Source organism: Pseudomonas sp. TE50-2 (assembly GCF_040813665.1).
Taxonomy (GTDB): Bacteria; Pseudomonadota; Gammaproteobacteria; order Pseudomonadales; family Pseudomonadaceae; genus Aquipseudomonas; species Aquipseudomonas soli.
Genome location: NZ_JBFNXN010000001.1, coordinates 3,679,058 through 3,691,021 on the forward strand (window position 1 = coordinate 3,679,058; position 11,964 = coordinate 3,691,021).

Annotated in this window: 13 protein-coding genes; 7 read left to right on the top strand and 6 right to left on the bottom strand. The window is 64.9% G+C overall.

Annotation, left to right across the window (positions count from 1 at the left end; genetic code table 11):
• Window positions 1–31: 31 nt before the first annotated feature.
• Together AAHK21_RS16795 and AAHK21_RS16800 are read right to left on the bottom strand one after the other, a co-directional pair.
• Window positions 32–664, bottom strand: coding sequence for a TetR family transcriptional regulator (locus AAHK21_RS16795; protein ID WP_102683958.1), 633 nt, complete (start codon window positions 662–664; stop codon window positions 32–34).
• 122 nt (window positions 665–786) lie between these two features.
• Window positions 787–1,422 carry a phage infection protein gene (locus AAHK21_RS16800; RefSeq protein ID WP_367857829.1) on the bottom strand — a complete coding sequence of 212 codons (636 nt, stop codon included), beginning with the start codon at window positions 1,420–1,422 and terminating at the stop codon, window positions 787–789.
• Window positions 1,423–1,757: 335 nt separating this feature from the next.
• On the opposite strand from AAHK21_RS16800, the gene AAHK21_RS16805 reads away from it, so the two are divergent.
• Window positions 1,758–3,824: an AsmA family protein gene (locus AAHK21_RS16805; protein ID WP_367857830.1), complete on the top strand. Its 2,067-nt coding sequence runs from the start codon at window positions 1,758–1,760 to the stop codon at window positions 3,822–3,824.
• A gap of 104 nt (window positions 3,825–3,928) precedes the next feature.
• On the opposite strand, the gene AAHK21_RS16810 is transcribed toward AAHK21_RS16805, so the two are convergent.
• Together AAHK21_RS16810 and osmE are read right to left on the bottom strand one after the other, a co-directional pair.
• Entirely contained in the window at window positions 3,929–4,486 is a 558-nt protein-coding gene (locus tag AAHK21_RS16810; RefSeq protein WP_023631202.1) for a bacterioferritin, read from the bottom strand.
• Between the two features lie 6 nt (window positions 4,487–4,492).
• Window positions 4,493–4,834 carry an osmotically-inducible lipoprotein OsmE gene (gene osmE, locus AAHK21_RS16815; RefSeq protein ID WP_367857831.1) on the bottom strand — a complete coding sequence of 114 codons (342 nt, stop codon included), beginning with the start codon at window positions 4,832–4,834 and terminating at the stop codon, window positions 4,493–4,495.
• Between the two features lie 122 nt (window positions 4,835–4,956).
• Between osmE and AAHK21_RS16820 the strand changes: the two genes are divergently transcribed.
• A complete protein-coding gene (locus AAHK21_RS16820; RefSeq protein ID WP_367857832.1) occupies window positions 4,957–5,847 on the top strand; it encodes a lipase family alpha/beta hydrolase in 891 nt (296 codons plus the stop codon).
• On the opposite strand, the gene AAHK21_RS16825 is transcribed toward AAHK21_RS16820, so the two are convergent.
• Window positions 5,828–6,721, bottom strand: a complete 894-nt coding sequence (locus AAHK21_RS16825) for a DMT family transporter (RefSeq protein ID WP_367857833.1) — start codon at window positions 6,719–6,721, stop codon at window positions 5,828–5,830. The genes AAHK21_RS16820 and AAHK21_RS16825 overlap by 20 nt on opposite strands.
• A gap of 137 nt (window positions 6,722–6,858) precedes the next feature.
• On the opposite strand from AAHK21_RS16825, the gene AAHK21_RS16830 reads away from it, so the two are divergent.
• The 3 genes from AAHK21_RS16830 to AAHK21_RS16840 all read left to right on the top strand — a co-directional run bounded on the left by AAHK21_RS16830 (window position 6,859) and on the right by AAHK21_RS16840 (window position 9,074).
• Window positions 6,859–7,647 (top strand): helix-turn-helix transcriptional regulator, encoded by a 789-nt coding sequence (locus AAHK21_RS16830; RefSeq protein ID WP_367857834.1) that lies wholly within the window; start codon window positions 6,859–6,861, stop codon window positions 7,645–7,647.
• Between the two features lie 64 nt (window positions 7,648–7,711).
• Window positions 7,712–7,996 carry a PsiF family protein gene (locus AAHK21_RS16835; protein WP_023630090.1) on the top strand — a complete coding sequence of 95 codons (285 nt, stop codon included), beginning with the start codon at window positions 7,712–7,714 and terminating at the stop codon, window positions 7,994–7,996.
• Window positions 7,997–8,066: 70 nt separating this feature from the next.
• On the top strand, window positions 8,067–9,074 hold the full coding sequence (locus AAHK21_RS16840) for an AI-2E family transporter (protein ID WP_046854025.1): 1,008 nt from the start codon (window positions 8,067–8,069) through the stop codon (window positions 9,072–9,074).
• A gap of 122 nt (window positions 9,075–9,196) precedes the next feature.
• Here the strand turns inward: AAHK21_RS16840 and AAHK21_RS16845 are convergent, their stop codons facing one another.
• Window positions 9,197–10,468: an Hsp70 family protein gene (locus tag AAHK21_RS16845; protein WP_046854026.1), complete on the bottom strand. Its 1,272-nt coding sequence runs from the start codon at window positions 10,466–10,468 to the stop codon at window positions 9,197–9,199.
• 162 nt (window positions 10,469–10,630) lie between these two features.
• Between AAHK21_RS16845 and cbpA the strand changes: the two genes are divergently transcribed.
• Together cbpA and AAHK21_RS16855 are read left to right on the top strand one after the other, a co-directional pair.
• The gene (gene cbpA / locus AAHK21_RS16850) at window positions 10,631–11,596 is read left to right on the top strand and encodes a curved DNA-binding protein (protein ID WP_046854027.1); all 966 of its coding nucleotides are present in this window, start codon (window positions 10,631–10,633) and stop codon (window positions 11,594–11,596) included.
• Window positions 11,597–11,598: 2 nt separating this feature from the next.
• Window positions 11,599–11,904, top strand: coding sequence for a chaperone modulator CbpM (locus AAHK21_RS16855; protein ID WP_367857835.1), 306 nt, complete (start codon window positions 11,599–11,601; stop codon window positions 11,902–11,904).
• Window positions 11,905–11,964 lie beyond the last annotated feature (60 nt).

Here is an 11,964-nt window from a genome sequence, read left to right on the forward strand (position 1 = left end):
CCGCTGCCAAGATCCGGCTTGGGCGAAAATCTCAGCCTGGATTGCCCAGCCCCTGCCAGTGCCGAGCGCCGACAAAAATGAAGCGCAGCTGCTGGGTGATCTTTTCCTGTGCCGTCAGCGCCTGTGCATGACCTGGCTCGGGGCTGTCGATCAGCTCGGGCAGGGTGGCGAACACGGTCTTGACCACCAGGTCGGCCATCACCGCCAGGGCGGCGCCGTCCAGGTGCCGCCAGCGCGGCATGCGCGCAAGGTCGGTGGCCAGGTCGCTGCTGATGTCCTGGCGCAGGCGGGCGATGGCCTGGCGCACCGGTTGCGAGCCGCCGTACTGCTCGCGGGCGAGGAACAGGAATTGCGCGCGGTGGGCGGCGACCACGTCGAGGAAGATGCGCACCGAGGCATCGGTGATGCCACCCAGTTCGAATTCGTTATGGCGCACCAGGCGGATGGTCTGGCGGAAGGTGGTGTCCACCTCGGCGACCAGGGCCAGGCCCAGGGCGTCCATGTCGGGGAAGTGGCGGTAGAAGCCGGTGGGCACGATGCCGGCGGCCTTGGCCACCTCGCGCAGGCTGATGCTGCCGAAGCCCCGGCCGCTCTCCATGAGCAGGCAGGCGGCATCCAGCAGGGCCTGGCGGGTTTGTAGCTTCTGTTCGGCGCGCGGCAGCATGGGGCAGGCTTCTATGACGGTACGGCTGGGCATTCTGGATAGAAAAACGAAGCCCGGTCAATGGACCGGGCTTGGAGGGGAGCAGCTACCGCACGGAGGGTTGTTGTTTTCGGCCATGGCGATCAGCTCACACGGCTGAGTTCGACCAGGCGATCCGAGCCACCCTCGGCTACACGGTTGTTGCGTTCGTTGAGGCGATCGGAACCCCCTTCGGCGACGCGGTCGTTGCGTTCGATCAGGCGATCGGAACCACCTTCGGCGACACGGTCGTTGCGTTCGATCAGGCGATCGGAACCACCTTCGGCGACACGGTCGTTGCGTTCGATCAGGCGATCCGAACCACCTTCGGCGACACGGTCATTGCGTTCGATCAGGCGATCGGAACCACCTTCGGCGACACGGTCGTTGCGTTCGATCAGGCGATCGGAACCACCTTCGGCGACACGGTCGTTGCGTTCGATCAGGCGATCCGAACCACCTTCGGCGACACGGTCATTGCGTTCGATCAGGCGATCAGAGCCACCTTCGGCAACACGGTTGTTACGTTCGAGCAGGCGTTCGGCACCGCCTTCGGCCACACGGCCTGCACGTTCCTGCAGGCGCTCGGCGCCACCTTCTGCCAGGGTGTTCAGTGGTTGGCTGACGGTGATGGCGCTGGAGCGCGATTCGGCGCTCAGGTGCTGGTCTTCGGCTGGCAGGGCGAAGGCGTTGGCAGCAAGTACGGACAGGGTCAGGCTCAGCAGCAGATGGCGTTTCATGATTCGGTGCTCCTCTGGGGGGCTGGAAAGTGGGTACGGAGCCAATGCTACGCCCGGTAACTCCAGAGAAAAGTTCATCAGGATAATGGTAACAATCGACGGCATTGATACTGTGTGTGGAGCGCTCTGTCTCAATGTTTTCGGCGATGCGCCGAGCATTGAGGCACGTCGACTCCCCGGTAACACTGCCACGCTCCGTAGACCAAAAGCTGGGGAAATCGTCAGGAAAATCTTGGTTATCATGCTGCACGGATTAAACCCGGCGGGTTTTCATCAGTCCGACATAATGAGTGCCATCGTCGCGCCGCCTTCCATGCAGTCAGGAGAATCACGCAATGACGCGCCCTGCCAGAATCATCGTCTGGACCTTCGCCACCCTGGCCACCTTGTTGGCAATCCTGGTGGTGGTGATCGCCACCTTCGACTGGAACCGCGTCAAGCCGCTGCTCAACGAGAAAGTCTCCGAAGCCCTGCACCGGCCTTTCGCGATCAACGGCAACCTCGCCGTGCACTGGCGCACCGAACCCGAGGAGGGCGGCTGGCGTGCCTTCGTGCCCTGGCCGCACTTCACCGCCGAAGACCTCACCCTGGGCAACCCCGAATGGCTCAAGGAACCGCGCATGGTGGGCCTGGAGCGGGTGGACTTCCGCCTGGCGCCGTTGCCGCTGATCGTCCAGCGCATCAGCATCCCGCGCATCGACCTGGTCAAGCCCAGTGCCAGCCTCACCCGCCTGGCCGATGGCCGGGCCAACTGGGTGTTCGACTTCGGGCCCAAGGATGAGCACGAGGAGCCGTCGAAGTGGGTGCTGGACATCGGCGCGATCGGCTTCGACCAGGGCAATGTCAGCTTCGACGACCAGACCCTGAAAACCAGCATGAAGGTGCAGGTCGACCCGCTGGGTAAGCCGATCCCGTTCAGCGACATCGTCGGCAAGGCCCGCGCCGAGAAAGCCGGCAATGCCCAGGACTATGCCTTCGGCTTCAAGGCCCAGGGGCGCTACAAGGGCCAGGCGGTGGCCGGCACCGGCAAGATCGGCGGCCTGCTGGCGCTGCAGGATGCCAGCCAGCCATTCCCGCTGCAGGCCGACGTGCGCATCGGCGACACCCATGTCGCCCTTGCCGGTACCCTGACCGATCCCCGCAACCTGGGCGCCCTCGACCTGCGCCTGAAGCTGTCCGGAAGTAGCTTGGGCAACCTCTACCCGCTGACCGGCGTGACCCTGCCAGACACGCCGCCCTACGCCACCGACGGCCACCTGAGCGCCAACCTGCATGCCGCCGAGGGCGCGCATTTCCGCTATGAAGGCTTCAACGGCAAGATCGGTGACAGTGATATCCATGGCGACCTGGCCTTCGTCGCCAGCCAGCCCCGGCCGAAACTGTCCGGCAACCTGGTTTCCAATCAACTGCTGTTCAAGGACCTGGCACCGCTGATCGGCGCCGATTCGAACGCCGAGCAGAAGGCCCGTGGCGGCGCAAGCAAGCAGCCGGCCAACAAGGTGTTGCCGGTAGAGGAGTTCCGCACCGAGCGCTGGCGGGCGATGGATGCCGACGTGACCTTCGCCGGCAAGCGCATCGTGCACAGCGAGAAACTGCCGTTCAATGACCTGTCTGCCCATGTGATTCTCGAGGACGGCCTGCTGCGCCTGGAACCGCTGCGCTTCGGCGTGGCCGGGGGCAACCTCGATTCCAACATCCGCCTGGACGGGCGCAGCACGCCGCTGCAGGGGCGCGCCCAGCTCACCGCCCGGGGCTTCAAGCTCAAGCAGTTGTTCCCCAGCTTTGCGCCCATGCAGACCAGCTTCGGCGAGCTCAACGGCGACGCCGATATCAGTGGCAGGGGCAACTCGGTGGCGGCGCTGCTCGGTACTTCCAACGGCGACCTGCGCCTGCTGATCAACGATGGCGCCATCAGCCGCAGCCTGATGGAGATCGCCGGGCTCAACGTGGGCAACTACGTGATCGGAAAGCTGTTCGGTGACGAAGAGGTGAAGATCAACTGTGCCGCAGCCGATGTCGGCATCAAGGAGGGCCTGGCGACCACCCGACTGTTCGTGTTCGATACCGAGAATGCGATCATCCACATCGACGGCACGGCCAATTTCGCCAGCGAGCAACTGGACCTGAAGATCACCCCGGAATCGAAAGGGCTACGGCTGTTCTCGCTGCGCTCGCCGTTGTATGTGCGTGGGCCTTTCGCCAAGCCGAGTGCCGGTGTGCAGGCGGTGCCGTTGGCATTGCGCGGCGCGGGGATGGTGGCGTTGGGTGTGGTGGCGGGGCCTGCGGCGGGGCTGCTGGCGCTGATCGCGCCGAGCAGCGGGGATGTGCCCAACCAGTGCACGCCGTTGTTGCAGCAGATGCGCGCCGGCAAGGCGCCGGCGGCGGTGAAGGCCAAGAAGTAGGGCCGCTTGGCGGCCCGATCGCCGGCAAGCCGGCTCCCACAGTTATCACCGATCGCCTGTGGGAGCCGGCTTGCCGGCGATTGGGGCGCGCAGCGCCCCCAACATTACAAGCCCTGCAACAGATCCGACATATCGTCGGCGTGCTCTTCTTCCTGGGCCAGGATGTCTTCGAAGATGCGCCGCGTGGTCGGGTCCTTGTCGCCGATGTACTGGATGATCTCGCGGTAGCTGTCGATGGCGATCCGTTCGGCCACCAGGTCCTCCAGCACCATCTCCTTCAATGAACTGCCCGCCACGTACTGGGCATGGGAGTTCTTGGTCAGGTTGTCGGGGTTGAAGTCCGGCTCGCCGCCCAGTTGCACGATGCGCTCGGCCAGCTTGTCGGCATGCTCGGCTTCCTGGGTGGCGTGCTCGAGGAACTCTGCGGCGGCGACGCTGGCCTTGATACCGCTGGCCATGAAGTAGTGACGCTTGTAGCGCAGCACGCAGACCAGCTCGGTGGCCAGCGACTCGTTGAGCAGGCGCAGGATTTTCTCGCGATCGGCGTGGTAACCCTCGGTCACCGCGCCTTGCTCGACATGCTGGCGGGCACGTTCGCGCAGGGTTTTCACATCGGTCAGTTCAACGCTCATGTTCATCTCCGAAAGGATCAGGGTAGTCATGGGGTGTCATGCGCCGTGGACGGCGTCGCTGTCTTCCTGGCGTTGCTTGCAGGTCTTGAAGCCCTTGGCGTCGACATGGCCGGTGGCGTCGAAGCGCACGTAATAGGGCTGTTGCTGGCCATCGCGGTTGAGGATGTAGTCGTTGCAGGTACCGCCGTGGGGCAGGTCGCTGACACTCGATGGGCTGCCGCCGATGGCGATGACCTTCTGCATGGTCATGCCGTGCTCCACCTGCTTGACCAGCGGCTCGTCGCGGTAGGTGACGTAGTCCACCGGGTTTTCCGGGCGGCTGCCGCAGGCGGCGAGGGTGGCGCTTGCCAGAAGGATGGCCAGGGTTCGCTTGTACATGGTCCCGCTCCTTGCTCAGGGTCTGTTCTGCTTGGAACCGCACGGCGCGCCGGGAGTTCGATTGCGAATGGCACAGGGCGCGCTGTAGTGTGGGCCGGTCGTCCATGGAAGAGGGCAGGGTGATGAGTCAGGAACTGGCCACGCGTTATCCACTGGTACTGGTGCCGGGCATGCTCGGCTTCGTGCGGGCGCTGCTGTATCCCTACTGGTTCGGCATTGTCCCGGCGTTGCGCCGGGGCGGCGCGCAGGTGTATCCGGTGCAGGTGTCGCCGCTGCATTCCAGCGAGGTGCGTGGCGAGCAGCTGTTGATCATCATCGAGGACATCTGCCGGCGTACGGGGGCCGAGAAGGTCAACCTGATCGGCCACAGCCAGGGCGCGCTCAGTGCCCGCTATGCGGCGGCGAAGCGGCCAGGCCGGGTGGCCTCGGTGACCTCGGTGGCCGGCCCCAACCATGGCTCGGAGCTGGCCGACCACCTTGAACGCACGGCGCCGGGCGACTCCGCCAAGGGGCGTATCCTCAAGGCCGTGCTGCATGGTTTCGCCGTGCTGCTGGGCTGGCTGGAGACCGGCTGGCGCCGCGATCCGCTGCCGATCGACGTGCATGCCTCGCACCAGTCGCTGACCAGCGCCGGGGTGGCGCTGTTCAACCAGGCTTATCCACAGGGGCTGCCCGAGGTCTGGGGCGGCGAGGGGCCGGCCGAGGTGAACGGCGTGCGTTACTACTCCTGGTCAGGCACCTTGCAGCCGGGGCGCACCGACCAGGGGCTGAACCGCTTCGACGGCAGCAATCGCTTCTGCCGTCTGTTCGCCCGTAGCTTCGTGCGCGAGAAGGGTCACTGCGACGGCATGGTCGGGCGTTTCAGCTCGCACTTGGGCCAGGTGATCGGCGACGACTATCCGCTCGACCACCTGGACATCGTCAACCAGTCCCTCGGCGCCGTGGGCAAGGGCGCCGAGCCGGTGCGGCTGTTCACCGAACATGCCGCGCGGCTCAAGGCCGCGGGGTTGTGACCGTGCGCCGTACTGGCGTTGTCCAGCGCTCGGCCAGCAGCACGCCGACCAGTGTCAGCAAGCCGCCGACCAGGTGATAACTGGCCAGTTGCTCGTTCAGCACCACGGCGGCGATCACCGCCGTGACCACCGGCAGGAGGTTGAAGAACAGCGTTGTGCGACTCGGGCCCAGGCGATGCACGGCCTGCATCCATACCCGCGGCGCGACCATCGAGGCCAGCAGGCCGGCATACAGCATCAGGCCGAAGTTGTGGCCGTTCAGCCCGGTCTTCGGTGACAGCACGAACAGCGGCAGCAGCACCAGGATCGCCACCAGCACCTGCAGGTAGAGCAACTGCAGCGGCGGCAGGCGCAGCTGCCATTTCTTCAGCAGGAAGCTGTACAGCGCATAGGCGAGGGTGGCCACCAGCATCATCAGGTCGCCACTGTTCAGGCCCTGGTGCAGCAGCGTGCCAGGCTGCCCGGCCGAGACGACTTCCAGCACGCCGAAGAACGACACGATCGCGCCCAGCAGCGCGCCGTAGCTCAGGCGCTGGCCCAGCCAGGCGATGGACAGGGCCAGTGACATCAGCGGCATCAGCGAGAGGATGATGCCCATGTTGGTGGCGCTGGTGATGCTGGCGGCGAAGTACGCCAGGCTCTGGTAGATGGCCATGCCCAGCACGCCCAGCACGAACACCTTGCCCAGGTGCGGGCGGATCGCCGCGCGGTTGCGCCAGACCTGGGGCAGCAGGAAGGGCGTGAACAGCAGGCCGGCCAGCAGCCAGCGATAGAAACCGATCTCGGCCGGGAAGATGGCCCCCGCGGACATCTTGGTGACCACGGTGTTGCCGGCCCAGATGAGGATGGCGATGAGGGGGAAGAGGTAGTTCATTGGTGCTCTCAGGTAACGGGTGTCCCCTGCAGGAGCGGGCTCGCTCCTGCAGGGAGGGTATGACGGCGGGTATTATCGCTTGTCTGCTTGCATGCCTATACTTCCATCCAGACAACCTACCCCGCGAAGCAGACAGCATGGCCCGCAAGTACCTCGACATTCCCCGCTTCGACCAGCTCCCGGCCCCGGTGTACTTTCGCTACGACGAATTCGGTGCCGACACCCACAGCGCCCCGCACCGTCACCCCTGGGGCCAGCTCAACTACGCGTCCCATGGCCTGATGCATCTGGACGTCGAAGGCCAGCGCTTCATCTCGCCGCCGCACTACGCCGTGTGGGTGCCACCGGATACCGAGCATGGCTGCTACAACCCCCAGGCCATCGTCTACCGCTCGGTCTACCTTGACCGCAGCCTGTGTGCCGGGCTGCCGGCGCAACCCTGCAGCCTGGTGATCAGCGACATCCTCAAGGCGATCCTCGGCGACTTCGCCCGCCGCGACCTGCGCATCGCCCGGGACGAGCGTGACCAGCGCCTCGCACAGGTGCTGCTCGACCAGTTGCACCTGGCGCAGACCCAGACCTGCTACCTGCCCTTCGCCCGCAGCGACAGCCTGCGCCAGGTGCTTGAAGAATTGCATGGCGAACCCGGCGACAACCGCCCGCTGGCCCACTGGGCCGCGCAGGTGCATGTCAGCGAGCGCACCCTGGCGCGGCAGTTCCTGCGTGAACTGGGGATGAGCTTCGGCGAATGGCGTCTGCGCCTGCGCTTTCTGCGCGCCATCGAGGCGCTCGAGGCGGGTACCGCGATCCAGGCCATCGCCTTCGACCTCGGCTACAGCAGCGCCTCGGCTTTCATCGCCATGTTCCAGCGCCAGGCCCGGTGCACGCCGGAACAGTACCGACGGCGGGCGCGGACAGAGATGTAAAAATTCTTGTCTACACTCAGCAGCGACGAGCGCGCATCCGGCGCGCAGGCAAGGAGACCACTCCATGAAGCTGCTGCACGTACCCCTGCTGGTGTTGGGCATGATGATCGCGGGGCAAGGATTTGCCGCCACCGCGCAACAGGAAAAGATGAAGACCTGCAACGCCGACGCCACCGCCAAGGCGCTCAAGGGCGACGAACGCAAGGCATTCATGAGCACCTGCCTCAAGGCCAAGCCTGCCGCCACCCAGCAGGAGAAGATGAAAACCTGCAACGCCGACGCCACCACCAAGGCGCTCAAGGGCGACGAGCGCAAGACCTTCATGAGCGACTGCCTGAAGAAGAAATGACCTGCGCCTATGCCTCTGCCGTGAAGGCTGGCAGACTGCGGGACTTTCCGCTGTCTGCCGTCGAGGCTGTATGACCTTCACCCCCCGCCAGGTCACCCTGGCCAGCTGGATCATCGTCATGGCCGGCCTGTTGCTGGCGCTGCCCCTGAAGCTGCTGCCGAGCCTGCTCGCCGGCTTGCTGGTGTTCGAGCTGGTCAACATGCTCACCCCCAGGCTGCAGCCGCTGATCGCCGGACAGCGCGCGCGCTGGCTGGCAGTGGCGCTGCTCGGCACCCTGGTGGTGAGCACGCTCACCCTGCTGATTGCCGGCGCCTTCAGTTTCCTGCTGCACGAGGCCGAGAACCCCGGCGCCTCGCTGGACAAGTTCATGGGCCTGGTCGAGCGTGCCCGTGGCCAGTTGCCGCCGTTCATCGAAGCCTACCTGCCGGCCAGCGCCGCCGAGTTCAAGGTGGCCATCGGCGAATGGATCAAGAGCCACCTGAGCGACCTGCAACTGGTCGGCAAGGGCATGGCGCACATGTTCGTGACCCTGTTGATCGGCATGATCCTCGGCGCCATCGTCGCCCTGCAGCGCATCCCCGACATTTCCCGGCGCAAGCCCCTGGCCGCAGCCTTGTTCGAGCGCCTGAGCCTGCTGGTGCAGGCGTTTCGCAACATCGTCTTCGCGCAGATCAAGATCTCGCTGCTCAACACCTTCTTTACCGGCATCTTCCTCGCCGTGGTGTTGCCGCTGTTCGGCGTGCACCTGCCGCTGACCAAGACCCTGATCGTGCTGACCTTCCTGCTCGGGCTGCTGCCGGTGATCGGCAACCTGATGTCCAACACCCTGATCACCATCGTTGGCCTGTCGCTGTCGATCTGGGTGGCGATGGCGGCGCTGGGGTACTTGATCGTTATCCACAAGGTCGAGTACTTCCTCAACGCGCGGATCGTCGGCGGGCAGATCAGTGCCAAGGCCTGGGAGCTGTTGCTGGCGATGCTGGTGTTCGAGGCGGCGTTCGGCCTGCCGGGGGTGGTGGCGGGGCCGATTTATTACGCCTACTTGAAGAGCGAGTTGAAGCGGGCTGAGCTGGTCTGAGGATCACCGGGGCCGCTTTGCGGCCCTTTCGCTGGCAAGCCAGCTCCCACAGGAGAGGTGCGTACCAGCTTTTGTGGGAGCCGGCTTGCCGGCGAAAGGGCCGCAAAGCGGCCCCAAATCGATCAGAGCACGCCGTAGCGCTTGCGCGCCTCGATCGCCAGGCCGCTACCAATGCTGCCGAAGATATTGCCTTCCACATGCCGCGCATTGGGCAGCATCGCCGCCACGCTGTTGCGCAGCGCCGGAATGCCGCTGGAACCGCCGGTGAAGAACACCGTGTCCACCTGGCTCTCGCTCACGCCGGCCTTGGCCAGCAGTTCGCTCACACTGCCGCGCACGCGCTCGAGCAGACCGTCAATTGCATCTTCGAACAGTGCCCGGGTCAGCTCGGCCGAGAGCTGCGGTTCGATCCGGCCAAAGTCGATGCTCCGGCTGTCGCGCTCGGTCAGCTCGATCTTGCTGGCTTCCACCTCCATCGCCAGCCAGTGCCCGGCGCGCTGCTCGATCAGCTTGAACAGGCGGTCGATGCCGAGGGTGTCCTCGATGTCGTAGCGCATGCTGCCCAGGGCCAGCTGCGACTTCTGCGCATACAGGGCGTTAATGGTGTGCCAGGTGGCCAGGTTGAGGTGATAGCTGGTGGGCATCAACGCGCCGCTCTTCATCCGGCTGCCGTAGCCGAACAGTGGCATCACGCCCTGCAGGCTCAGCTGCTTGTCGAAGTCGGTACCGCCGATGTGCACGCCGCCGGTGGCGAGGATGTCGTCCTGGCGCTCGGCCACCAGGTGGCGCTCGGGCGACAGGCGGATCAGGGTAAAGTCCGAGGTACCACCGCCGATATCGACAATCAGTACCAGCTCTTCACGGCTGATGCCCGACTCGTAGTCGAAGGCCGCGGCGATCGGTTCGTACTGGAACGACACGTCCTTGAAGCCGATCTTGCGCGCAACTTCCGCCAGGGTATCCTCGGCTTCCTGGTCGGCGGCCGGGTCTTCGTCGACGAAGAATACCGGGCGGCCCAGCACCACCTGGTCGAATTCACGGCCGGCATCGGCTTCGGCGCGCTTTTTCAGTTCGCCGATGAACATGCCCAGCAGGTCCTTGAACGGCAGGGCACTGCCCAGCACGCTGGTGTCGTGCTTGATCAGCTTGGAGCCCAGCAGGCTCTTGAGCGAGCGCATCAGGCGGCCTTCGTAGCCCTCCAGGTACTCGTGCAGGGCCAGGCGGCCATACACTGGGCGACGTTCCTCGATGTTGAAGAAGACCACCGACGGCAGGGTGATCTTGCCGTCTTCCAGGGCGATCAGCGATTCGGCGCCAGGGCGGTGCCAGCCGACCGTGGAGTTGGAGGTGCCGAAGTCGATGCCGAGGGCACGGGCCGGGGATACGTCAGACATGGAGAAAGCTTCCGGAGGCAAAACGGCCGCGCAGTTTATGCCGTTCTGCGGCTAAATCAAGACCGGTCGTCTGCGATAGCTCAACCCCGGATGAACCTTGAAAGGCTATGCTTGACCCCAATCTTCAGTAGCAATACGTACATTCACATCGGTGATCCATAGATGGACTTCAAAGACTATTACAAGATACTCGGCGTCGAGGCGAGCGCGGACGAGAAGGCGATCAAGGCCGCGTACCGCAAGCTCGCGCGCAAGTATCACCCCGACGTCAGCAAGGAGCGTGACGCCGAGGACAAGTTCAAGGAGGCCAACGAGGCCTACGAAGTGCTTGGCGACAAGGACAAGCGCGCCGAGTACGACGAGATCCGCAAGTATGGCGGCCAGCATGGCCGGCCGTTCCAGGCACCGCCTGGCTGGCAGTCCCGTGGCGGCAATGGCGGCGGCGGTGGCTTCGAGGGCGGCGATTTTTCCGATTTCTTCAGCTCGATCTTCGGCGCCCGGGGTGGCAACCCCTTCGGTGGCGGCGGTGGCCGGCAACAACGCAGTGCCGGCAGGCGAGGGCAGGACGTGGAACTGGAACTGGCGGTGTTCCTCGAGGAAACCCTGAACAAGGAATCCAAGCAGATCAGCTTCCAGGTGCCGCAGACCAACGCTGCCGGCCAGCGCACCGGGTTCACCACCAAGACCCTGAACGTGAAGATCCCTGCTGGGGTGACCGACGGCGAGCGCATCCGTCTCAAGGGCCAGGGCGCGCCGGGCGTGGGCGGTGGCGCCAATGGCGACCTGTTCCTGACCATCCGCATGGCACCGCACCCGCTGTTCGATGTCGAAGGTCATGACCTGATCATCACCGTGCCGCTGGCACCGTGGGAGGCAGCGCTCGGCGCCAAGGTGGCCGTGCCGACCCTGACCGGCAAGATCAACCTGACCATCCGCCCCGACAGCCAGAGCGGCCAGCGCCTGCGGGTCAAGGGCATGGGCCTGCTGAACAAGCAGGGCGAGCGCGGCGACCTGTACGCCCAGCTCAAAGTCGTGATGCCCGCCCAATCCGATGACGCAACGCGCGCACTGTGGACCCAGCTCTCCGAGAAAGCCGCGTTCAATCCGAGGACTCAATGGAGTAAGTGATCATGAGCAGCACCCTGATCGTTCAACTGGACATGCGTACCCTTTGCCAGGAAGCCGACCTCACGGCCGATTGTGTGATCGAGATCGTCGAGCACGGCATTGTTGAACCTTCGGGGCGAACGCCGGAGGAATGGGTGTTCGACGACCGCGCGCCGGTCACCCTCAAGCGCGCGGTGAAGCTGCATGATCAGCTGGAGCTCGAATGGGAAGGGGTGGCCCTGGCGCTGGAGTTGCTGGACGAAGTGCAGCAGTTGCGCAGCGAGAACCACATGCTGCGCCAACGGTTGGGGAGGTTCGTGCAGGGGTGACGCCAACCTGACCTGGTAATTTTGCCAGTAGACGCTGTTTGGTGAGCGCTCTAGCTGCGG